A 22,563-nucleotide genomic window follows, 5' to 3' on the forward strand; every position below is an offset into this window, starting at 1 on the left:
GTCTTCGTCTCCGGGTCGCCCCTTTCGCTCGATCGCCGGACCGGGTACGCTCGGACTCGATAGAAGAGCTGGAACGGAGCAGTTGAGGGTTCGGATACCGATCGACGGCACATCGCTGGGAGGCAGAGTGCCATGAACAGAGAGCTGCGCGCGCGCATCATGCAAATCGTGGGAGCTGGCATGTTCACGGGCCTGTCGCTGGCGCTCGGCTGCCAGGACGGGACCGGCGGCGGGGCGGCGACAGGGGCGGGTGGGACCGGCGGGGCTGGAGGAACCGGCGGCGCCGGCGGTCAGGGCGGCGCCGGCGGTCAGGGCGGCGCCGGCGGTCAGGGCGGCGCCGGCGGTCAGGGCACCTCCTCGGAAACGAGGTGCTTCTCGCTGGACGAGATCCGGGCCAGCTCCGACGGCGGCGCTGGGGGAAGCGGCGGCGGGGGGGGGAGCGCCGAGACCTGCCCGAGCGAGTACCATCCGAACCCCGTGTCCTGCGTGGTCTACGAGAGTGGCCGGCTGGAGGACGGCCAGTGCTGCTACGACGTCAACGACCCGGGCATCGGCGCCTGCGGCCGCCCGTTCCTCGTGGGCGGCGAGCCGCGCGTCGCCGGCGTCGAGACGCGGGCCGACTGGGTGCTCGACGCCGCGGCGGACGAGCCGCTCGCGGTCGACCCCGTGACGCGCGCCGCCCTCGCCGAGGCGTGGCTCGCCGACGCGCGGCTCGAGCACGCGTCCGTCGCGTCGTTCGCGCGCTTCACCCTGGATCTGCTCGCCCTCGGCGCGCCGCCCGCCCTGATCGAGGCCGCGCAGCGCGCCCTCTCGGACGAGCTCCAGCACGCCCGGGCCTGCTTCACGCTCGCGAGCCGCTACGCCGGCCGCTCGCTCGGCCCGGGGGCGCTCGCCATGGACGGGGCGCTCGACGCGCCCACGCTCGCCAGCGCCGCGGCCGGCGCCGTGCGCGAGGGCTGCGTGGGCGAGACGCTCGCCGCGCTCCAGGCCGGCGCGCAGCGGAGCCGCGCACGCGACCCCGAGGTGCGCCGCGCCCTCGACAGGATCGCCGACGACGAGGCCGCGCACGCCGAGCTCGCGTGGGCCTTCGTGCGCTGGGCCGTCGCGCGCGGCGGCGAGCCGGTGCGCGCCGCCGTGGCCCGCGCGTTCGACGAGGCGCTCGCCGGTGTGCGCGCCGCCCGCGGCCCGGAGCGCCCCGGGATCGACGCCGCCGCGTGGCACGATCACGGCCGGCTCACCGAAGCGGAGCGGGCGCGCTGCCACCTCGACGCCGCGCGCGAGGTCATCGCGCCGTGCGCGGAGGCGCTGCTGTCCACGCCGCCCTCCACCGCCGCGGCCAGCGCCGGCCTCGACGCCCCGGCGTAGCCTCCCCCCTGGATCCGACGCCCGAGCGCACCTACGTCAAGAAACGAGCACGACGTCGATACCCGAGACGAATCTCACGAACCTCCCCGCCGCCTGGCCTACCTTCCCGTCATGACCGCGCTTCGCCAGCTCCGCCTCATCGCGATCCTCGAAGGCCTGTCCTACCTGCTCCTGCTCTTCATCGCGATGCCGCTCAAGTACCTCGCCGACCAGCCGCTCGCCGTTCGCGTCGTCGGCAGCGCCCACGGCCTCCTCTTCGTGCTGTTCCTCGCCGCGCTCGTCCACGCCGCCGTCCGGCGCCGGTGGTCGCTCGGCCGCTCGCTGCTCGCCTTCGTGTCGTCGATCGTCCCCTTCGGGACGTTCGTCTTCGACCGCTCGCTGCGGCGCGAGATCGAGGCGACCCTGCCGTCGTCGTAGGCAGGCGCGGTGGCGGCGCGATCGCGGGATCGCCTGGCCCCACCGCCGTGTCAGCCGGGCACCGCGCCAGCGCCCGCACGCCTCGCCGCGGAGTCGCCCGCGCGCGCCGACGACGCCGGGCGCTCCTCGCCGGGTGCCGAGCACAAAACTTAATTATTTCATACACTTACAAATGATCGTAAAATAATGGGCCGGCGTGTCGATCCTGCGTCTGGCCGTTCGTCGTGACGATAGAGCCGGGGCGCATCCGGTCGGGAACGCCCGGACGCGCCGCTTCGAACCAGAAGGAGACACGACGATGCGATCCATGAACACCGCGGGACCGACGACGATCGAGGCGAGGACGGACACGCAGCAGCCGGGTCACGTGGCGCCGTCCGATCGCCGGACGAGGCGAGGCAGCACGGTCATGAGGCGCATCTCGATGGCAGCGTGCCTGTTCGTCGCCGCGTGCGGCGGCGCGGACGACGGCGAGGCGGACCCGGTCGACGCCGAGCCCGATCCGGTCGCGTGGAAGGACATGAGCTTCGCGGAGCGCACCACGTACATGAACGACATCGTCATGCCCCGGATGAAGGAGGTCTTCGTCGCGTACGACGCGAAGTACGCGTCGATGGACTGCACGACGTGCCACGGCGACGACGCGGTCGAGCGCGCCTACGCGATGCCGAGCTCGCAGATCGCCCCGCTCCTCGGCGAGGCGGAGTTCCCCGAATGGGTGTCGGATCCGGAGCACCCGGAGCGCCTGGCGTGGACCGACTTCATGTACAGTCAGGTCGTGCCAGAGATGGCCGACCTGCTCCAGGTCGCCAGGTACGATCCGATGACAGGTACCGGCGAGTTCTCGTGCAACAACTGCCACACGGTGGAGGAAGTCGAGCCGTGAGGCGGCCCGAGGCGTGAGCGAGCGACGCGGATCCCGGCGTCCTCGGCGCCACCACCCTATCTCTGGCTGGTTTGCGCCCTCGCGGCTCGGCGTCTTTGCCCGAATTCTCCCTTCCGGACCCTGATCCGTCGGGTCCGCCTCCTCATCCCGGCGGAGCGCACTGCCGCATCCGGCGGCCCGGCAGCGCCGCGCGGCCCGCTAACTCGACGGCTGCAGCTCAATCCCTGGACGCCGCGCTCCGACTACTCTCCGCCCGGAGGAGGTTTCGCATGCCCGTCCCGATCGAGATCGAAGAGTCCAACGCTCAGTTCCTGGCCGCCTGGATGCATTTCAGCCAGCGTCTCCCCGGCCATCGGATCGAGCACACCGACGGCGTCACCGTCGTCCTCTCGGGCACCGACATGGTCCTGCTCAACACGGCCACGCTCTCCTCGCCGGCAACCGACCTCCAGGATCTCGAGCGCCGGGCGCTCAGGGCCGTCGAGCTCGCGCGGACCGGCGGCGTTCCCTGGCTCTTCGCGCTGTCCGACAGCTGGTCGCCGGGCGGCGACGCGGGCGCGACCGCCGAGGAGCTCCTGGCCCGGCTCGGCTTCACGCCGGCCGTGTCGCTCATGGGCATGGTGGCCGACGCGATCACCCCCTCGCGGCGCCCGGCCGTCGGCCTCGATCTCCGGCGCGTGGCCGACGCCGAGACGCGCGCCGCCATCGCCGACCTCAACTCCGCCGCGTACAGCGTCCCGATCCCCGCGGGGCGCGCCTCCGTGGCCCACGAGGCGCTGTGGAACGACCGGGCGTTCGGGCAGGTCGGCTACGTGGGCGACCAGCCCGTGTGCTCCGCGGCGACGTTCATCGTGGAGAAGATCCGGTACGTGGGCTTCGTCGTCACCGCGGCCGAGCACCGGCGCAAAGGGTACGCCGAGGCGGTGATGCGCAGCTGCCTCGACGACGCGCTGAGCGAAACGGGCGTCGCGAGGACCGTCCTCCACGCGACGGACATGGGGCGGCCCGTGTACGAAGGGATGGGCTACCGCGCGGTCACGCGCTTCGCCTTCTACACGCCGCCGCAGGCCTGAAGCCCGGGCGGCGCGCGCGTCCCGCTGCGGCGCCGCCTACCACCCGCACGTCCTGCCGCGGTTCTGCTGGTCGAGCCACCCCTTGAGCGGCGCGAAGTAGTCGAGCATCGCCGCCGCATCCATCCGACGCGATCCGGTCACCGCCTCGAGCGCCTCAGGCCACGGGCGGCTCCGCCCCATCTCCATCATCCGCCGGAGCCGCTCGCCGGCCTGCTCGTTGCCGTGGATCGTGCAGCGGTGGAGCGGCCCCTTGTACCCCGCCTCCTCGCAGAGCGCGCGGTGGAGCTGGAACTGGAGGATATGAGCGAAGAAGTACCGGAGGTACGGGACGCTCGCCGCCACATGGAACTTCGCGCCGGGATCGAAGTCCGCCTCGGAGCGGGGCACCGGCGGCATCACGCCCTGGTACCTCGTCCGGAGCTCCCACCAGGCCTGATTGTACTCCTCCGGCGGGATATCCCCGGAGAAGACCCCCCAGCGCCACCGATCGACGAGGACCGCGAACGGCAGGAAAGCCACCTTGTTGAGGGCGTCGCGGAGGAGGAGCGAGAGATCGCTCGACGGCGGGGGCAGATCTTCCACGAGCCCGATCCGCTGGAGGTACTCCGACGTGACCGACAGCCCGATCGTGTCGCCGATGGCCTCGTGGAACGCGGGGTTCGGGCTGTCGCGGTACAGCCACGGCAGGTGGTTGTAGGCCCTCTGATAGAAGGTGTGGCCGAGCTCGTGGTGGATCGTCCGGAAGTCGTCGGCCGTGATCTCGATGCACATCTTGATGCGCAGATCCTCCTCGTCATCGAGGTTCCAGGCGCTCGCGTGGCAGACGACGTCGCGATCCGCCGGCTTGACGAACAGCGATCGTTCCCAGAAGGTGGCGGGGAGCGGCTCGAACCCGAGCGAGATGAAGAATCGCTCGCCCGTCTTCACCATCTCGATCGGTGTGAGGCCCTTCGCGCGGAGCACCGCGTCGAGATCGTAGATCGGCGCGGCCCCCTCGGGCGCGACGAGATCGTCGATGTTGCTCCAGTCCTGGGCCCACATGTCGCCGAGCAGGTCGGCCCGGATCGGGCGCGCGGCGGGGACGACGTCCTCGCCGTACGTCGCCGCGAGCCGGCCGCGCACGTAGCAGTGGAGCGCGTCGTAGAGCGGCTTGACCTGCTCCCAGAGGCGGTCGACCTCCCGCGGCAGCGCCTGCCGCGGCATCTCGTATTTCGAGCGCCAGGCATCGCCGGTGTCCTTGAACCCGAGCTCGCGGGCCCCCTCGTTCGCGAGCGCCACGAGCCGCGTGAAGTCGCCGCGCATGGGCACGGAGACCGTGCGCCAGCCGACCCACGCTCGCTTCAGCTCCTCGGGATCGCGGCTCTTTGCGATGATCCTGCTGAGCTCCTGGAGATCGAGGCACTGGCCGGCCGCGGGGCAGTATTTGCCCGCTCCGTACATCGCCTCGAGCCGCGACGCGATGGTCGCGAGCTCCTGCGTCCTCGCGGGATCGGCGGGCGCGTACAGCGTGAGCGACGTGCGCAGCAGATCGAGCCGCCGGCGAACGTCGTAGGGCAGATCGAGGCCGCGGAAGCGGGCGGCCCGCTTGGCGAGGTCGGACTGCGCGCCGAGCAGCTTCGCGCTCGCCGCGGCCGCGAGGATCTGCGTGTCGACCGTGATGTACGTCGACGCCACCCACGCGGCCCGGTTGTTGTGGGTGCTGAGCTCGTGGAGCTCCGACTCGGCCGCCTCGATGAGTCGCGCGGCCTCCTCCGCCGCCGGCTGGGAGCCTGGCTGCGGCCGCGGCGGAGGGGTGGGCTCGGAGCAGGCTGCCGTGAGCGCGAGGGCGCTGCAGGGCAAGGCGACGACGAACACCGGAACCATGCGCACCATTTCCCGCCGCTCCCGGATCGCCGACACCTGAAGCGTGCAATGGTCCCTCCACCCCGGACGCGCAGAGGGCGTGGGGTGCGCTTCGGCGTCGCGATCCTGATAGGGCCTCTAAGGCCGCTCGGCGGCTCGAGCAATCCTCGGGGGTGCATCCTCGCGAGGGGCTGACATGCGGCAAAGTCTGCTCCTTTCACGCCGTCAAGTCAGCCTGGAGGATGGACCCTTATCGCGACATCGGCAATGACGTTGCTTGCGCGGCGGACTGGACAAGAGCACCGGCTTCCTCCCGCGCGACCCGCGACGCCCCCTCGGGGAAATACCGCTCCGCCAGCCGCCGGAAGCCATCCCTGAGCTCGAAGGATCCGAACGAGCGAGATCTCCCGCCGTGGTCCCCCGCGGGTCACCGCTTCTGCATCTGCAAGCCGCTCACCAACCCCAGGAACCACGACAGCGCGCCGCTCCCCGCCGCCTCCACGCGCGCGCCTCGGGCCCGCCCGCCCACGCGCTTTCGTGGCTGTCCACGCCGTGGACACCCGGCGTGCCGCCTGCGTGGACGCCGGAGGTCGCGCCGCGCGCGCCGGCGCCGTCAAGCGCGCCACCGCGGCCCGCTCCACGCCGGCGCGTGCTCCCTGGCACGGTGGTCGCACCAGGCGGACGTCATGAAGCCTCGCCTCGGCGACCTCGCCTTGCACATCGCCCGTATCGGCCTCTGCGCCTCCGGCGTCGCCGCCGCTGCACGCATCGAGAGCGCGACGCTCGCCGCGGCCTCCGGGGGCTCGCTCTTCTTCGCCGCCTTCGCCCTGATGCACGATGTCGCTCACGGCGCCCTCCGCCTGCCGCGCAAGGCGAACGAGATCGTCCTCACCCTCTCGGCCGCGCTGATGCTCATGAGCGGTCACGCCCTGCGCATCATGCACCTTCGCCACCACGCTCGCCCCCTCGCGCCCGACGACACCGAGGGCGCCCCCGCGCGCCTGCCGCTCTCGCGGGCGCTCCTCGGCGCCCCCCTCGCCGCCTTCGCCCTCCGCGCCGAGGCGTTCCGCGCCGCCGACCCGTCCGGCCGCCGCTGGCAGCTCGTCGAGGCCGCGCTCAACCTCGCCTCGCTCGCCCTCCTGCTCGCATCGCGGCGGCCTGCGCTCCTCGCCTTCGCGGCCACCGCCGCGTCCCTCCAGCTCACCATGGCCGTGTGGGCCGCGTACATCCCGCACAACGCCCCAGCCTGGATGCTGGCCGCCGCCCGCCGGCTCGCCTTCACCCGCTCGCCCATCGCGCTGAGCCTCGGTTACCACGAGCGCCACCACCGCACCCCCAACCTGCCCTGCAGCCGCCTCGCCCTCCCCTCCTCCGACCGCAGGTGCGGTTGCTCGGGTGAGTCCACCATGGCACGCTCGCCCTGATCCCGGGGGGGCACGCGCGGTGAGCCTGATGCAGCGGCTCGCTCGGCCGGGCTCGGCCTGGACGGAGGGTACAGAGATGAATGACACCAGGCCAAAGACTGGAATCATGGCCGCGACGCAGCGGCCACGAGGCCTGCTCGGGCGCCACGGAACGGGGGTGCGAGCATGAGCGTCCGGCTCAACCACACCATCGTGTCCGCGAAGGACAAGAAGGTGTCCGCCACCTTCATGGCCGAGATCCTGGGCCTCGCCGCTCCGAAGCCGTTCGGACATTTCCTGGCGGTGCAGCTCGACAACGACGTCACGCTCGACTTCGCCGACAGCCCTGACGAAATCCGCCCGCAGCACTACGCCTTCCTGGTCAGCGAGGCCGAGTTCGACGAGATCTTCGGTCGGATCCGCGAGCGAAAGCTCCAGTACTGGGCCGATCCCAGAACGCAGCGCCCCGGCGAGATCAACCACAACGACGGCGGGCGCGGCGTGTACTTCCCCGACCCCGACGGGCACTTCCTCGAGATCATCACCCGCCCTTACGGCGGCGGCTGATCCGGGGGCGCCGCGCTCCCCGCGGACAGGCGCTCATCCAATCTCCAGCACCTCGTCGCCGATGCTCGTCCCGGATTCCGGAAGAGGATAGGCCCGAGGCGCCGGGGCTCGTCCGCCGCGCCGGAAGGGTCGATGGGGGAGCCCATGGGTCCTCGCTCCGCCGGCAGAGCCGGAGGGGCGAGGGCTCAGGCGAACGCGGTGGGGTTTGCTCGCCACGCGAGCCGGCGGCCGGCTACCGCCATCCGTGCAAGACTGCAACAGAGATTTGCGCAGAATGCTCGGCGCGTGGCGAGCGCGGGAGGGCGCCGGGTGCAGTGGAGGGGGCGGTGCGGTTGAGGCGCGAGAGACCCCAACCTCGTCGCTTCACGCGGCGAGCACCGACGATCGGGTCATCACCTGGCTCACGCCGTCCGTCTCGGGGTCCGCCACGGGGGCGCCCACGGGGTGCGCGACGGCATAGCGCAGGAGCTCGTGCGTCCACGGCTCGAACATCGCGTACACCTCGTCCGCGAGCGCCTTGTACCGCTCGCGCGTCTCCGCGTCGAGCGAGATGCGCGCGAGCTCGGCGTGGTCGGCGTTCACCGCGTGGCCCGACTCGCGCTCGAAATGGAACGGGCCGCAGTAGCGCAGCTGCGTTCCGAGCCGCTTCTCCAGCGCCTCCGCCAGGGGAAGCATCGCCCCGAAGAGGACGTTGCCAGTCTCCTCGATCGCTTCGATGATGACCAGCCGCTCGAGGCCCGTCGTGCCCTTGATGAGCTCGATGAGCCGCGCGGTGAGGATCCGATTCTCGATCGTCTCGTCGCCCCAGAGGAAGTTCAACAAGTCCGTGCTCCGACCCTCGACGTCGTAGCCCAGCTTGATCAAATCCTCCAGGTACCACGGCCAGTGATGGTCGTCCTCGCGTGTGTGGACGTTCACCATTTCCTGGTATTCGTCCGCTGCGTGCTCCTCCCTCAACACGAACTTGTTCAGATCACCGAAACTCAGGATGAAATAAGCCATGCACGGATAAAAGGCGAGCCGCTCGCTAGGATCGAGCTGTTCGTCACGCATCCGCTCGAACAGGGGTAGACGAGCATACGACTGCTTCTTCTCGAAGATGTGCCGCAAGACCTGCCGCATAAGCGATCTCCTTTTCGGCTGTGGGTGTCAGTTGGTTGAGCGATCCCTCTGTTTGCGAAAGCCAAGCGCCTTGCGCGCCCCGTGGCGCCTCAAGACAAGACCACGGCGTAACCAAATGGACGCTGCTGCTGGATCTCAGCCGTGTCGAAATCCTGCATTCCCCTCCCCCCTTGCAGTCCGAGCTTGATCTTTGGAACTTTCCTCGAACCACCTCAAACGTTATGCGACGTTGGAGGGTGCATCCACTCGGTGCACTCACTCTACCGCAAGTGCGGCGTGAGCTGCATCCAGTATCTTCAGGGATCTCCAATCCAGGCGGCAACGAGAGCCGGGTGGGCGAACGGAAGCCAATGTACGACACTTGATTCGCTGTCCACGATCGGCTGGCGATTCATTCTGCAGGGCGGGCGAGAGCGCCCGGCGACTCAATGCACCGATTGCGGAAGCGAGCCACTGTCATCGCCTCGTCAATGTCTCCACGGCCTTCACGTGGGCCCATGTCGCAGCACCCAGTGCGTTAGAGCAGGGTTCCGGCTGGTCCCACACGCGCGCACCTGACGTGCGGCGATCCAGGTGGACGGCGCTGACGATGGTTCCCGCGAAGGGGCAACCAAACAGCTTGAAGGTCGGCGGTCGAGGCATGTAGCTTGCCGAGTCGTGCCGTGAAAGACCCACGCGATTCAGCTTTGATGATGGAACCTGAAAGCCGCACGCTTCCGAAGAGCGCCCCCGTGCGGGCGGAGGTCGTGCGGCTGGTCCGTGAGAAGCGCTACGAGGAGGCGCTGGCGGTGCTGTACCAGGCGCGCTCGGAGGCCCCCGGCGATCGCGAGCTGCAGACGAGCATCGAGCGGATCAAGGAGTTCCTCGCCGGCGCGTACGCCAAGCGGCTCGGCGGCCTCGATCGGGTGGCGGGGCCCATCCCTGTCGCCGCGGGTCGCTCGCCCGACGCGCTGCTCGTTGCGCGGTACATCGATGGCTCGTCGACGTTCGACGACATCGTACAAATGTGCCCGCTCGGGCGGCTCCGCACGCTGCAGGTGCTCGTCGGCCTTTACACGGGCAAGGAGGTGGCGTCGCCGTTCAGCGAGAGGACGCCGCAGCCCTGGCGGCGGCAGCTGGACACGCTGCCGTCCGAGCCCGGCATGGACCCGGGGCCGCCCACCATGCCGGAGCGCGGGCTTCAGCGGCGATCGCCGGAGTCTCCCCCCGTGAGCGCGACGTTCACGCCGCGGGTGATCGAGACGGAAGAGGATCGGCTCTACCGCGACGCGTTCGCCCGCGGCACCGCCGCGTTCGTGCAGCGCCGCTACGCCGACGCGATCGAGGCGTTCGAGGCTTGCGAGCGCATGCGTCCGGGCGACACGGCGTCGTCGGTCATGCTGCGCCGAGCGCGGAGCGACTTCGGAGTCTGATGCCCATCGTCGTGGTCGCCGATCCCGATCTGCGCGAGCGCATGCGGTGCATTCGCGTCATGGCCGGGCAGACGCCGGTGAGCGCCCTCGGCGCCGCCACCTGGGAGGAGCTCGAGCAGGCCCTCGAGGGCGCGCCGAGCACGGAGCTCATCATCTACGCGCCGTCGCTCCCGGGCGCTCCGGAGGACGCCCTCGCGCAGCTCCTCCGCCGCACGGCGCGGCTGGTGCTCGCCGTGAACGACGGCGCGGAGATCCCGGGAGCGGTGAGCACGACGCGGGTGACGTGGCCAATCGCCGAGGAGACGCTCATCCTCATGGCGCACGCCGCGGGCGCGCAATCGACGCCGATCGGGATGAACTTCGTGCCCGTCGACTTCTTGCAGATGATCTGCATGTCCGGCGACTCGCACGTCCTCGTGGTCAGCAACGACAGCGCCGACGTGGGTCTGATCGAGGTGCGGCGCGGCAAGGTATGGACGGCGTTCGACGGCCTCGGCGTGGGCGAGACCGCGTTCGCGCGGCTCATCCGCCCGGAGATGCGGGTGCGCGTCACCCCGGCCGTCGGCTCGACGAAGGAGCGCACCATCTTCAAGGACCTGGCGGAGCTGCTGCTCGACTCGCTGCGCCGGATCGACGAGGGCAGCGTGGAGGCGCCGCCGCCGATCTCGTCGAGGCGGATCGAGGTCGCGCTCGCCTCGCCGGAGCAGGCTGCGATCCGGATCAAGCAGCTCAACGCCGACGCTCGGCGCCTCTTGATGGAACGCAGCTACAGCGACGCGGCCCGCGTCCTCACCGACCTCTCGACGCTCGACCCTGCGTCGAGCCTCGTGCGCGCTAACCTGGAACAGCTACGCAAGCTCGGATACCCAAGATGACCCGATCCATCGCATTCGCCAGCCTGAAGGGCGGAGTCGGAAAGACCACCGTGGCGCTCAACTGCGCCTTCGCCTTCGCGCGCCGAGGCGCGCGGACCCTCCTCGTCGACACGGATCAGCAGGGCGCCATCGGCATGTCGCTCGACGGTGTCGGCGACCGCGCCGGCCTGGCCGCGAACCTCGCGCGCGGCGGCCCCCCGCTCGAGGGCATGGTGAAGACCCGTCTCGCGGAGCTCTGCCTCTTGCCCATGGGCCCGGTCGACGCGCTCGACGAGGATCGCTTCGCCGTCAATGCCCGCGAGGCCAACCTCCTGGGGCGCGTCCTCGAGCAGAGCCAGCGCGACTTCGACCTGGTCCTCTTCGACACGCCGGCCGGGCTCGGCGGGATGTCGCGCCTCGCGCTCGAAGAGGTCGACAGCGTCATCGCCGTGGCGCAGTGTGAGCCGCTCGCGCTGCGGGCCCTGCCGCGGCTGCTCGAGCTCCTCGCGCGGCTCCGCGAGATCGGCTCCGCCTGCTCCCTGCTCGGCGTCGTCGGCACGATGAGCTCGTTCCGCGACCCGGTGCTGCTGGCCTCGCTGGAGGAGCTGTGGTCGCTCTACCGCGATCAGGTCTTCGACACGGCGGTGCCGCGCGACGGCACGTTCCTCCAGGCGAGCCGCGCGGGCGTGCCGCTCGGTCTGCTCAGCCGCCGCCCGCCGGCGGTCTCTGCGGTGTTCGACAAACTCGTGGCCGAGATCGAGGAGCGCCTCGGCACCACGGCAGGAGGCGAGGATGACGGTCCGATCCGTCTCGTGGACTGACGCGCAGCGGGTGAGCTCGCTGCTCGCGCGGGTGACCGCGACGCGCTCCCCCGAGCCCACGGCGCTCGTGAGCGCCATGGGGGCAGCGCGCGCCGGCGCGCCGGCGAAGGCCGCGCCGACGCCGGCGAAGGCCGCGCCGAAGGCGTCGAAGGAGGTGCCGCGCCTCGTGCAGACCTCCGACAACCCGGCCGACCGGCTCGACGCGCTCGTCGCCTGGACGCTCGCTCATCAGGCGTGCGTGGGCGCCTTCGTCGCGGACGACAACGGCCTCACGCTGGCGGCGCACGGCATCTCCGAGGCGCACGTGTCCCTCGTGGGCCCGCTGCTCTCGGCGCTGGTCGGCGTCCGCACCATCCCCGGCGTCGACGCCACGGCGGGCGCGCTCTGGCTCGGCGCGCAGATGATGTCGTGGGTCGAGGCGCGCACGACGCGCGGCGGTTTCTGCCTCGGGACGGTGGGGGACGAGGCTCTCTCCACGCGGGCGTTCGAGCAGCTGAAGGAAGCGCTCGGAACGACCGTGCGCGGGCTGTAACGGATCCGGTTTTCACCACGGGCGCGCGCGCCCAGGAGCGACGGAAGCACGATGATCGATACCAAAGTCCTCGACGCCGCAGTCCATGACCTCCGCAACATCCTCCGCGACGGGCTGCTGGCCACCGACATCTGGGAACGCACGGCAGGCCTGTCGCTCGCCGGCTTCAACCAGCAGCCGGTGGCGGTGGCCCTCTTCACGCGCATCACCGAGGAGCTGGACAGCTCGCTGCGCGACTCGAATTTCCCGTCGCTCGGGCGGTATTACATGCTCGACATGGCGGGCAATCACACCGTGGTGATGCTGAACCACGGGAAGCTGCTCCAGGGCGTGCTGGTGGACAACCGGCGGGCGAACCTGGGGATCCTCATCTCCGTCGCCATCCCGCGGATGATCGAGACCGTCGCGCAGGCGATGGAGCTCTGAGCTTTTCGGCCCCCGCCCGGCGCCTCGACGGCCTCCCCTCGAGAAGGCCCTCGGGGCCGCCGCTGGGTCGTGGTCCCATTTGCCCGGAGAGAGTTCCCATGAAGGCGGGAAGATCATTGATCTTTTCTTCTCGCCTTCCTGCCTTCATGTTCAAATCTGACCACTACCCGCCGCTGGGGGGCTCGCCGGGGCGTGTCACCGGGGCCCCTGCCCGCGGTAATAGGCGACCAGGTGACGCCAGCGCTCGTGGAGCGCCTGGTCGGCGCTCAAGCGCCGTTGCCACGCACGGTCGGCCGCGAGCCAGGCGTCCTCGCCCGCGATGCCATGCTGCGCGAGGAGCTCGGCGCTCCTCGCGGGCTCGACGAGGCGCCGGGTCCAGAGCCAGGCGTGCTGCTCGAGCGAGAGGGCCGGCGCGTCGGCAGCTGCGCCGGCATCGGCCGGCGCCCTGAACGGCAATCCAGCGTAGGACGGCGTCGCCTTGACCGCCGCCGGCGCTGGCTCCGCGGCCGCAGACCTCTTGAACGGCAAGACGTCGCGCGGCGCGTGCATGGCGCCCTCCGATACGGGGGGCGCGAGCGTGGGCGGCGCGAACGCGGGCGCGGGCGGCGCGGGCGGCGCGGGCGCGGACGGCGGCGACACGAACGGCAGCGCCGTGTCGCCGGCGGTCCGCGCGGCCGACGGCGTGCGCGGGAGCGCCGCGCCCGGAGGCGGCGGGGCGAACGGCAGCGCTCCCGCCACCTCCACCCGCGGAAAGGCCACCATCGTGGAAGCGAGCGGCCGGTGCGACACCGACGCGGCGGGAGGCGGCGGCGGCAGGCTGCTCCGCGTCCACTCGAACGCCCACCGGCCCGCGGGGAAGCTCGCGTCGCTCACGCGATCGCGGAGCTCCGCCAGGTGGGCGCGCTGCCGCGCGACCCAATCGTCCGGCGAGAACGCAGAGACGAGCCCCGTCGCGATCCAGAGCTCGCGCGCGGCCTCGTGGCGCCGCGGCGGCGGGGTCGACCTCGCCTCGATCTCGTCGACGATCGACAGCACGGTGAACGGACGCCCGCCGCGCGTGCGCACCTCCGGATCGAGCCGGCGCGCGTCGCGCCGCAGGAAAGCCTCCCAGCGCGCGGGGTCGGTGACGACCTTCTCCACCTTGCGGACAGGGATCGGCAGCGCGTCGCCCAGGACCGCAGCCTCGGCCTCGGGAGGCAGCTCCACCTCCCACGGCTCCTCGACCGTCTCACGCAGGCCCGCGCCCGTGATGCGCTCCAGCGCCTCGGCCGCTGCTTCCACGAGCGGCTCGTCGCCGGAGCCGAGCAGGCTCACCAGGAAGCCGAGCACCCCGACATGCCCGAAGCGCCCGAGGCCGCGCACGAGCTGGGCGGTGGGCGCCGCGGCCACGCTGGCGAGCAGCGGCTCAAGATCGCTCCCGTGCCCGCCGAGGCACAGCAGCCACGCCGCGCCCGCGGCGCGCGCCGGGCCCGCCCGGCCCGCCAGCGTCACGCGCAGGAGCGAGCGCGTCGGCCCGTGCCCCCGCCGCATCGCCGCCTCGGCGCCGGCGAGGAACACGGCGTCGCTCCCCGTACGCGCGAGCACGCCATCGATCACCGCGAGCGCCTCGTCGCGCGGGCCGGCCACGGCGAGCGCGCGGAGCGCGCGCTCCGCGAGCTCGGGCCGCTCCGACCCCGCGAGCCGCGACGCGAGATCGAACGGCACCGCCTGCCGGAGCGTGAGCACGTCGAGCGCCACGGCGGCGAGCGGCGCGAGCGGGCCGGCCGCGAGCTCGACGAGCGCCGCGTCGATCTCGGGGTTCGGGGCGAGCCAGAGGCCCTCGACCCACCCCGGGTACGTCTCGGGCGCGCTGTGCCGGAGCGTGGCCAGCGCCGCGTCGACCGTGTCGCGGCCCTCGATCGCGCCGAGCGTCAGCGCCACGGCGAACGCGCGCCCCGGATCCGGCGCCCTCGCCTCGGCGAAATAGAGCGACACGAGCGGCAAGGCCGCGGCGCCGACGCTGGCAAAGCAGTCGACGTTGTCGAGCAGGCGCTGCTCGAACGGCTCCTGATCCACCCACGTCTCGATGGCGTTCGGCTTGCGCAGATCGCCGTGGATGGCGATGTCCTCGAGGCAGTCGCGCCCGAGGCGCCGGAGCATCTCCGCCTCCTCGACGGCGGGCTCGTGGACGAAGCGGGGCGGCTCCTCGGCCGGGGCGGCCGGCGCCTCCGCCGCGTTCTCGCCGAGCTTCTCCTCGATCTCGCCCGCCGCGGCCGCGCGGGCGAACGCCTTCAGCGCGTCGAGCGTCGCGGGCGGCTTCAGCTTGCGCGGCGCGGGCTGCGGCTCGCGCAGCGGGACGATCGGGTCGAGCGAGGGCTCCGGGACGAGCCGGCGCCGCGGGAACGCGTGCAGCGACGGCGTGCCCTGGCTCGCGCGGAACGGTCGCTCGCGCGGCGGCTCGTGGTGCCGGCCGCCGCCCGTGAGCTCGCTCCGGCGCTCGAGCTGGATCTGCGCCACGGCCGTCGCGCCCATCGCGAGCGCCGATGCGGCCAGGTCGAGCGCGCCGAGCGCCCTGCCGAGCGCCGGCGCCTCGCGGCGATCGCCGGCGCGCGCGAGCAGCTCGCGCGCCTCGCGCACGAGCGCCGCGGCCTCGGCGAGCCCGTCGTGGTGGACCGGCGCGAGCACGTCGCTGTCGAGCACCGCGTAGCCGCACTGCACGGCCCGGCGCAGCCGGTCGCCGATGCCGGCGCGATCCATCTGGAACGGGATCTCGGGCACGGCGGAGAGCACGTCCTCCACGGCCCGCTGGGCCAGCACGGCCGCGTTCTTCCCGGGCTCGGCGGGCACATCGCGGGGGGGCGCGCTCGAGGAGCTCATGGAGCCGGGTCACGGCTGGCGAGGAGGGCGCCGCGCTCGGGGCCCTCGGAGTGGGCGCCGATGAGCGCGCAGTCGGCGGCGGCGCAGCCGGTCTGCCAGCGCATCGCGGCGATCGCGAGGAGCACCGCGGCGCTCGCCGCGCCGAGATCGCCGGTCTTCAGCAGCGGCTGATCGTGGATCACGTCGGGCGAGAAGGCCTCGAAGGCGCGCGCCATGACGTAGCTCCACTCATCGACGCGGTGCCGCTCGTTCACGACGTCCGTCATCACCCACGGGACCCGGCGCGCCCGGGCGCCCACGGGCGCGACCGCGCGCTTCACGGCCGCGGTGATCCCCTCTCCGAGGCACGGCTCGTCCGAGCCGTACGGTCGTGGCTCCGACGCGACGCCGGCGCCGAGGATCTGGGCCAGGCGGGGCAGCGACGCCGCGCTCCGCCGGGCGGTGAGCAGCGAGAACCCCGCTCCCTCGCCCGGGATGAAGCCGTTCTCGGTCTGCATGGAGTGCAGGCGGAGCTCGCGATCCAGCCATTCGAGCGCGTCGGGGTCGAACCAGCTATCCACGCCGCCCACGGCCACCGCGTCGTACTCGCCCGCGCGGAGGCGCTCGATCGCCAGCCGAAAGGCCTCGACGCCCCCGCCGCGACATCCGAAGATCAGCCCCGAGCGCGCGTGGTCGATCGGCACCTGCGAGCGCGCCTCGAGGCCGCGCAGCAGGTGCTGCTCGAGGCGCGCGTCGAGCCCGGGGCGGCGCCGGCTCGGCAGCGCCACGAGGACGGGCAACGGCCGCGCGGTCCGCCCATTCCTGCGCTCCGCGGCGAGCCACGCGAACGCCGCCTGGGTGAGCGCCGGCCCGCCGAGCGCCACGAACCGGTCGACACCCATGACCTCGTCGTCGATGGAGGGCAGCCGGCACATGACCATCGGCTCGCCGTGCCTGTCGATGAGGTGGGACTCGCGCGGGTCCATCTTCAGCGCGCGCACGCTCATCGTCACCTGCAAGGCCGTGAGCCCGCTCGGCGCGCGAGCCCCCACGCCGACGACGACGACGTCGGAGGCGGGCAGCGGCGGGTGCCCGGCGGGGGGCGAGGAGGCGGCCATCGCCGGGGCATCCTACCAGCGGGAACGGAGCCGGCGCACTGCCATGAAGCATTCCCCGCGCGCGCCCGGGAGTACCCCTCCGCGGTGGGCCAACGGGTCGCCGACCCGTTCCGCAGGCCGCGAGGAACAGCCCCACCGGCACGCTCGGGCGCCCGTCATTCGGGCGGCGCCGACCACCCGCTCAGGTCGAGCTTGCTGTGTGCCTCGAGCGCGCGCGCGTCCTCGGGGTTCGCGTCCGGGTCGAACAGGACAACCTCGAAGAGGTGCGCGAGGTAGACGTCCACGCCGGGGTACGCGACGCGGACCCCGGGCGGATCCACGCGCATCTCCAGCACCGGGTACTCGCCCGCGGCGTCGGGCTCGCCGACATAGAGCACGTCCCGCGCCTCGCCGTCCTGCGCGCCGAGGAGGTAGGCCTCCCCCGGCAGCGCCTCCTCGATGCCCTCGAACATGCCCGCGAGCATCGGGTCGAACTCCGCCTCCGCGATCTGGCGGAGCGTCCTCGGCGCGAAGCGGGGCGCCTCCGGGTCCTCGAACAGCCCGAGGAAGCTCGCGTCGAACGCGAGGAAGGCCGCGAGGCCCGGTGACAGCGGCTTCTTGCACGGGAACGTGAGCTTCTTGAGCTTCGCCGCAGGGACCGGCCGCGGATCCGCGATCGCGTCCGTGCCCGCGATCGCCTCGATCACCTTCGCGACGAGCGCCCGCCCGCGGAGCCGCGCGGCCTTGCCCTTCGCGGGGGCGGGCTTCTTCTTCGCGCCGCCGCCCGCGCGCTTCATCGCCGAGAGCACCTTCACGGCCGAGGGCAGGTCGTCCCACCCGAGGGCGCGCTCGCCCGCGGCCATCGCCTCGATGAGCGGCGCATGCTCGGTGCGCCCGAGCTTGACGAGGGCGCGCGCCGCGTAGAGCACGACCTCCCGGCTCGGGTCGAGCAGCATCGCGAGCAACGGCCCGGCGTCCCCGCGCTCAACGCACGCGTCGGCGAACTGGAACCGCACCTCCGACTCCTCCCCGAACTGCCCGTCCTCCTCGCGCGCGAGCGCCTCGACGACGCCGCGCGCCGCGTCGAGCGCCACGATGGCCTCCTCGCGCGCCTTGGCCCAGGCGCGGGCGACGCGCCCGTCGATGGGCGAGTCCTCCGTGACCCACTTCGGCGCCTGGCGCGTGGCGAACAGTGCGTAATCGTGGTGACCGCGGGCGAGGCAAGCGACCGCATGCGCCCGCCGCTGCTCCTCGCCCTCGGCGAACGGGTTCAGCGCGTTCACCGCGCAGAAGCGCAGCCACGCGTCATCCGACAGGGCCGGGATCTTCGCGAGGTCCGGCGCGTACGGCTGCGCCTTCGCCCGGTCTCCGCCGAGCGCGCCGATCAGCGCGCGGAGGAACACCTCGGAGTAGCCCGAGGACGCGAGGTAGGCGAGGACGCCGCCCGCGCGGCCGCGATCGCCCGCCCTGGCCAGCGCCACGCCGAGGGTCAGGAGCGCGTCCGGGTTGGTCGGGTCCCACTCGAGCGCGCGCTCGGCGAGGCGCGCGGCCTCGTCGAAGCGGCCGAGGTGCACGAGGTCGTCGGCGATGGCGTCGAGCACGCGGTAGACCGAGGTCGGGTGCCACCGCGGCGTGAGGCGCAGCGCCGTCAGGTGGACACGGAGCGCGTCGTCGTAGCGGCCTTGCCGCGTGAACGCCGTCCCGACCAGGCCCTGCAGGAGCACGAACGAGCCCCAGGGGACGACCGCCTCCGCGAGCGCGTCGGCCGCCGCGCGCGCGTCCTGGCCCTCACCGGAGAGCGCCACGTGCACCGTGCGCGAGAGCGGCGCTTCGCCGAGCAGCCGGCGGCGGCTCGCGGCGGCGCCGAACGCCTCCACGGTGACATCGTTCCCCAGAAAATCGCGAAAGGCGGCCTCGACGTCCCCAGCGTCGGCCGTGCTCACGAGCGCCATTCCTCGCCCCCTCGTCTTGATCCCGACGGCATCCCTCGCGGCCCGCGGCGGTCACACGACCCGTTTATGAACCACGTGGACCCACTCTAACATCTCGTACTTCCTGGGCAAAGGGATCGCAGCGCGCCACGTGAGCTCGACGCGCATCGCGTCCGCGTCGATCAGCACGGTATCCAGGTGCGTGCGGTGCTCGGTGCGGGCGCCGAGCGCGAAGCTCGTGAACCCGAGGTGCACGCGCGGCAGCGCGAAGACCCACCGGCCCTGCGGCGTCGCGCCGGTGACCTCGATCGGCTCATCGCCCCGCAGCGGCGTCGGCGACCACTGATCCTCGGGGACGCAGACGTGGAACCGGCTGTCGAAATCGTCCGGCAAGAGCGGCATCTTCGTCTCCATCCACTCGGGGCCGTAGGTGCCCGCGTACGAGGCGCGCGGCTGCCAGTGGCGATGGATCGCGCCGAAGCCGGCCGGTACGTTGCGGTGCCCCCCGATCGGGTGAGCCGGGTCCTCGATCCGCGCGGCCGCCTGATCGACGAGCGAGCGCACGTCGCGCATGGCGCCGCGGCCGACGGTGTTCCTCGGCTCGCCGAACGGCCGCTCCGGATCGGACAGATCGAGGCCGCCCCACGCGAGCTCGTACAGCAAGGGGACCGGCTCCACGATGGGCTGCGCCGGGCCCGGCGTGAGCCCGCCCATCGCGCCGAGCGTCCACGCGCGCTGGCCAAAGGCCCGGACCGTCTTCGCGATGGAGCCCATCTTCAACGACACGTCGACGTGCTTCGCCTGCCCTGGAGAGCGCGCGTGGGCGTGCCCGAGCAAGAGCACGTCGGTCCCGGGCTTCTCGTCGAAGAGATCGGACGGCTTCCGGATACTCGCCCGCGCCGCGTCCGCACCGTTGAACTCGTCCGCCAGGTAAGGCGCAGGCCCGTCCGGATCGATCGTCACGCCGCCGCGCGCGTCCACGGCGAACGTGATCTTGATGATGATCGCGAGCCGATCGCGCCCCTCCTTGCTCTTCACCGGGACCGCGAAATGCTGGCCCGGAGTCTGGTTGATGATGCGGATCATGGGCCGCCGAGCACCTCGAAGCGGCGGAGCCACCGCTCGATCGAGCGCTCGTCCCAGGGCGCGAAGAACTGCAGGTCGGCGCCGCCCGCGGCGCGGAGCGGGCGCACCAGGGCGTCGACCTCCCGGTAGGCCGGCGGAACCTGCCGCCGGTTCACGTCGCCGCGCTCAGGCGCGCCGCCCGCCTGGATCAGCACCCCGTCGCCCGAGGCCGTCCAGGTCGACAGGCGCGGCGCGCCGAGGCCGCCTCCGGCCCGCAACTCGTCGAGCATCGAGGGCCCAAGCCACGTGAGCCAGCTCACGGTACGGATCCGCCGATGGAACGCCTCGGTGAGCCGGACGTACTCCGCCACGTCGTAACCCCAGTACCTGCGCGCATGCGCATAGATGGCGGCCGCGGGCGCCTGGTAGTTCTGCGCCTCGCAGTCGGAGAACGTGTACCCCGCGGCGCCCCAGCGGAGCCGGAGCTTCGCCGCGATGGCGCAGATCCGCGCGTGGAAATCCGCGAGCGGCCACGTCTCCGGCACGGTCAGGTGCAGGACCGCGTGGGCCGTCAGGTGCAGCGCGTCCGAGCCCTCCGGGAGATCGCCGATCTCCGCCCAGAAGCGGTACGAGTACGGTGACGCCTCGAAGGGGTCGCGCGACCCGCTGCACACGACGGACATCTCGTCCCGGCCGAGCCGCACGAGGTGGGCGGAGATCCGCTGATCCTCCGGTCCGCCGCCGGGGACCGGAGGGACGCCGAGGTTCGCTCCATGAGTCGAGATGTAATCGAGGTGCGCGCGCCGGACCGCCTCGGGGCGCTCGGCGCACGAGAGCGATACGTGCGTCAGCGCGGGGCCGATCCAGTCCCACACCATGTCGTTGACCGCATCGAGCCGCGCCTCGTCCTCCGCGGCGAGCGGCTCGAGGTGGAGGACCGCGCCGAGCGCCCCGTAGACGATCGGCGTCCTGTTGGCCAGCCGCGCGAGCGGCTCCGGCGCGACCTCGTGGCTCATAGCTTCAGCGCGACGCGCGCGATGGGCGCGACCCTCCGGTGAAAGCGGTAGAGGAGGTTCTCGAGCAGCGCGCGCGCCGGAGCGCGCTTGTAGGGGAGCTCGGCGTAATGGGCCCGGAACTCGGTGCGGCTGGACCCGAACGTGGGCAAGGTCTTCGACGGGTTCATGATGACCTCGAGCCCGTCCTCGGAGACGTAATTGCGGATGAAGTTGAGCCACCACACGCTCATCGCCTCGAGCTCGACGCGGATCCCGGGGGTGATCGAGGCGGCGAGCTCGACGCGCACGTCAGCGACATGATCGGTCGGCTCGACGTCCACCGGGAACTCCCGGTGCGGCCACGCCTCCAGGTACGTCGAGCGATCGTCGAGCCACGAGCGCACGAGGCCCTCGCGGACCGACAGCTCCCCGCCGTCGAGCGGCAGCGTCCCGACGAGGCTCATCCGCGTCACCGGGTGATCCGCGCCCGCGCGCCGGAGCTCCTCGACGACGTTGCGGAGGAAGAGCGGCGCGACGCCGGCGACGCGCAGCCTCCAGCGGTACGCCGGGCCGAGGACGCCCTCGGCCTCCCAGGGCCCGTCGATGCGCTCGGCCGCGCCGAGGAGGGGGTCGAAGACGGCCCCGCCCGCCGCGCCGCGGTTGATCGCCTCGATCAGGGCGCGGAGCGACGCGACCGACATCGGGAACTCGGCCGCGCCCTCCGTCTCCACCTCGATGATGAGCTCTTGCGGCTCGGCGCTCGCGCGGTAGGCGACGAGCAGCCCGCCCGCAGCGAACTCCATGTCATAGAGAACAGGCACCGTTCACCGTCACTTGCATCCACCGTTGCTTGTCTTCTTGTTATCGCAGTTGGCCGGGGCGCATGACTCGCAGCTCGGCACGATCGGCGGATCGGGCCTGCTGAACGCCTGGTAGTCCTTGGCTTGGCCCTTGCTCATCGTGTCGCCAGGGCCCTTGATCTCGATCACCTGCCGGCCGATGAGCCCGTCCGGGAACTTCACCCGGACGCCGCGGTTCATGAGCCGGAAGAGCGCGAACTTGATGCGGCTGAACAGCGGCGCGCCCCTGCGGATGCCCTCCATGGCGCCGAGGCCGACGATCCCCCAGGGGCCGGCCGGGATGCGGGGGTTCGCGAGCGCGCCGGTCACCGCGGCCGCGCCGGGCCCCGCGAAGGCGCGCACGCCCGCCTGGTGCGCGGCGAGGACCGCGTTCGCCGCGGCGCCGGCCGGGCCGGGCGCGTTCGTCAGGTTCGCCGCGAGCTGGCCAGCCGACCCGGCGGCCCCGCCGAACACGATGGGCACCTCGCGCTGGATGCGGCCCGCCAGCTCGGGGTTGTGGCGCCGGAGCTTGTCGTAGAACTTGTTGTTGAACGACCCGCGCTTCCCCTTCGGCTTCGAGCAATGCTCGTCGACGGCCTCGCGGAAGGCCTGGCACATCACATCCTTGTAGCCCGACGCCGCGAGCCCGCCTCCGCCGTGGACGAGCTGCTCGGGAGCCTGGACGGCCATCTCAGATGTTCCCGTTCGACTTGTCGCCGGTCCGCACGACGCCGCCGCCCTCGGCGTCCACGTCGGTCGACGCCATCAGGATGGCGACCATCCCCATGATCTTGTTGCTGACGACGCCGAGCGCGACGCCCGGCTGATCCCCGTTGGAGAGCGCGCTCTTTCCCTTCTTGGTCCACATCGGCGTGGCGATGCTGAGCGTCTTCGTCGTGTAGCCCGGGCCCATCGTCGAGGAGACGGCCACGTTGGGGTACGGCATGGGGACCGGACCGCCGGGCGTCGGCGTCTTGCAGATGTCGAGCGGCCCCGACGTGACGGAGGTGTGGACCGACGCGACGCTCGCGCACATCTTGTTCTGGTTCAAGAGAGGCATACTCGTTCGAGTCCGTGCCAG

21 protein-coding genes are annotated in these 22,563 nt (G+C 72.1%); 11 read left to right on the forward strand and 10 right to left on the reverse strand.

What is annotated here, in order from left to right:
• The first annotated feature begins 132 nt into the window (after positions 1-132).
• The 4 genes from WMF17_RS20640 (at position 133) to WMF17_RS20655 (ending at position 3,741) form a co-directional block, all read left to right on the forward strand.
• Complete coding sequence (locus tag WMF17_RS20640; RefSeq protein ID WP_437603790.1) at positions 133-1,365, forward strand: ferritin-like domain-containing protein; 1,233 nt, start codon at positions 133-135, stop codon at positions 1,363-1,365.
• A gap of 111 nt (positions 1,366-1,476) precedes the next feature.
• Positions 1,477-1,782, forward strand: a complete 306-nt coding sequence (locus WMF17_RS20645; protein WP_437581402.1) for a DUF3817 domain-containing protein — start codon at positions 1,477-1,479, stop codon at positions 1,780-1,782.
• A 298-nt stretch (positions 1,783-2,080) separates the two neighbouring features.
• Complete coding sequence (locus tag WMF17_RS20650; protein ID WP_437603792.1) at positions 2,081-2,668, forward strand: hypothetical protein; 588 nt, start codon at positions 2,081-2,083, stop codon at positions 2,666-2,668.
• Between the two features lie 269 nt (positions 2,669-2,937).
• Positions 2,938-3,741: a GNAT family N-acetyltransferase gene (locus WMF17_RS20655; RefSeq protein ID WP_437603793.1), complete on the forward strand. Its 804-nt coding sequence runs from the start codon at positions 2,938-2,940 to the stop codon at positions 3,739-3,741.
• Positions 3,742-3,777: 36 nt separating this feature from the next.
• On the opposite strand, the gene WMF17_RS20660 is transcribed toward WMF17_RS20655, so the two are convergent.
• Complete coding sequence (locus WMF17_RS20660; protein ID WP_437603794.1) at positions 3,778-5,613, reverse strand: M2 family metallopeptidase; 1,836 nt, start codon at positions 5,611-5,613, stop codon at positions 3,778-3,780.
• Positions 5,614-6,269: 656 nt separating this feature from the next.
• Between WMF17_RS20660 and WMF17_RS20665 the strand changes: the two genes are divergently transcribed.
• Positions 6,270-7,007, forward strand: coding sequence for a fatty acid desaturase (locus WMF17_RS20665; RefSeq protein WP_437603796.1), 738 nt, complete (start codon positions 6,270-6,272; stop codon positions 7,005-7,007).
• Between the two features lie 165 nt (positions 7,008-7,172).
• Positions 7,173-7,553 (forward strand): VOC family protein, encoded by a 381-nt coding sequence (locus WMF17_RS20670; RefSeq protein WP_437603797.1) that lies wholly within the window; start codon positions 7,173-7,175, stop codon positions 7,551-7,553.
• A gap of 363 nt (positions 7,554-7,916) precedes the next feature.
• Here the strand turns inward: WMF17_RS20670 and WMF17_RS20675 are convergent, their stop codons facing one another.
• Positions 7,917-8,675 carry a hypothetical protein gene (locus WMF17_RS20675; protein WP_437603799.1) on the reverse strand — a complete coding sequence of 253 codons (759 nt, stop codon included), beginning with the start codon at positions 8,673-8,675 and terminating at the stop codon, positions 7,917-7,919.
• Between the two features lie 689 nt (positions 8,676-9,364).
• On the opposite strand from WMF17_RS20675, the gene WMF17_RS20680 reads away from it, so the two are divergent.
• Genes WMF17_RS20680 through WMF17_RS20700 form a run of 5 tightly spaced genes read left to right on the forward strand, consistent with a single transcriptional unit; the run spans position 9,365 to position 12,720 of the window.
• Positions 9,365-10,087, forward strand: a complete 723-nt coding sequence (locus tag WMF17_RS20680; protein WP_437603800.1) for a TRP-like protein — start codon at positions 9,365-9,367, stop codon at positions 10,085-10,087.
• Entirely contained in the window at positions 10,087-10,962 is an 876-nt protein-coding gene (locus WMF17_RS20685) for a DUF4388 domain-containing protein (protein ID WP_437603801.1), read from the forward strand. The genes WMF17_RS20680 and WMF17_RS20685 overlap by 1 nt, the downstream gene beginning before the upstream one ends.
• Positions 10,959-11,762, forward strand: a complete 804-nt coding sequence (locus WMF17_RS20690; RefSeq protein ID WP_437603802.1) for a ParA family protein — start codon at positions 10,959-10,961, stop codon at positions 11,760-11,762. Before WMF17_RS20685 ends, WMF17_RS20690 begins: the two co-directional genes overlap by 4 nt.
• Positions 11,734-12,294, forward strand: a complete 561-nt coding sequence (locus tag WMF17_RS20695; protein ID WP_437603803.1) for a hypothetical protein — start codon at positions 11,734-11,736, stop codon at positions 12,292-12,294. Before WMF17_RS20690 ends, WMF17_RS20695 begins: the two co-directional genes overlap by 29 nt.
• A 51-nt stretch (positions 12,295-12,345) precedes the next feature.
• Positions 12,346-12,720: a hypothetical protein gene (locus tag WMF17_RS20700; RefSeq protein ID WP_437603805.1), complete on the forward strand. Its 375-nt coding sequence runs from the start codon at positions 12,346-12,348 to the stop codon at positions 12,718-12,720.
• 195 nt (positions 12,721-12,915) lie between these two features.
• On the opposite strand, the gene WMF17_RS20705 is transcribed toward WMF17_RS20700, so the two are convergent.
• The 8 genes from WMF17_RS20705 to WMF17_RS20740 form a co-directional block, all read right to left on the reverse strand.
• Positions 12,916-15,576, reverse strand: coding sequence for a hypothetical protein (locus WMF17_RS20705; protein ID WP_437603807.1), 2,661 nt, complete (start codon positions 15,574-15,576; stop codon positions 12,916-12,918).
• Positions 15,573-16,673, reverse strand: a complete 1,101-nt coding sequence (locus tag WMF17_RS20710) for a beta-ketoacyl synthase N-terminal-like domain-containing protein (protein ID WP_437603809.1) — start codon at positions 16,671-16,673, stop codon at positions 15,573-15,575. The genes WMF17_RS20705 and WMF17_RS20710 overlap by 4 nt, the downstream gene beginning before the upstream one ends.
• Before the next feature lie 155 nt (positions 16,674-16,828).
• Positions 16,829-18,604: a tetratricopeptide repeat protein gene (locus tag WMF17_RS20715; protein ID WP_437650840.1), complete on the reverse strand. Its 1,776-nt coding sequence runs from the start codon at positions 18,602-18,604 to the stop codon at positions 16,829-16,831.
• A gap of 51 nt (positions 18,605-18,655) precedes the next feature.
• Positions 18,656-19,669, reverse strand: a complete 1,014-nt coding sequence (locus tag WMF17_RS20720) for a DUF2169 family type VI secretion system accessory protein (RefSeq protein ID WP_437650842.1) — start codon at positions 19,667-19,669, stop codon at positions 18,656-18,658.
• The gene (locus WMF17_RS20725) at positions 19,666-20,664 is read right to left on the reverse strand and encodes a type VI immunity family protein (RefSeq protein WP_437603813.1); all 999 of its coding nucleotides are present in this window, start codon (positions 20,662-20,664) and stop codon (positions 19,666-19,668) included. The genes WMF17_RS20720 and WMF17_RS20725 overlap by 4 nt, the downstream gene beginning before the upstream one ends.
• Positions 20,661-21,464 (reverse strand): hypothetical protein, encoded by an 804-nt coding sequence (locus WMF17_RS20730; RefSeq protein WP_437603814.1) that lies wholly within the window; start codon positions 21,462-21,464, stop codon positions 20,661-20,663. Before WMF17_RS20730 ends, WMF17_RS20725 begins: the two co-directional genes overlap by 4 nt.
• A 9-nt stretch (positions 21,465-21,473) precedes the next feature.
• Entirely contained in the window at positions 21,474-22,172 is a 699-nt protein-coding gene (locus WMF17_RS20735; RefSeq protein WP_437603815.1) for a hypothetical protein, read from the reverse strand.
• Between the two features lies 1 nt (position 22,173).
• Positions 22,174-22,542 (reverse strand): PAAR-like domain-containing protein, encoded by a 369-nt coding sequence (locus WMF17_RS20740; protein WP_437650844.1) that lies wholly within the window; start codon positions 22,540-22,542, stop codon positions 22,174-22,176.
• Positions 22,543-22,563: the final 21 nt, after the last annotated feature.

The sequence above is a fragment of the Sorangium sp. So ce362 genome, from assembly GCF_051519845.1.
Classification (GTDB): Bacteria; Myxococcota_A; Polyangia; order Polyangiales; family Polyangiaceae; genus Sorangium.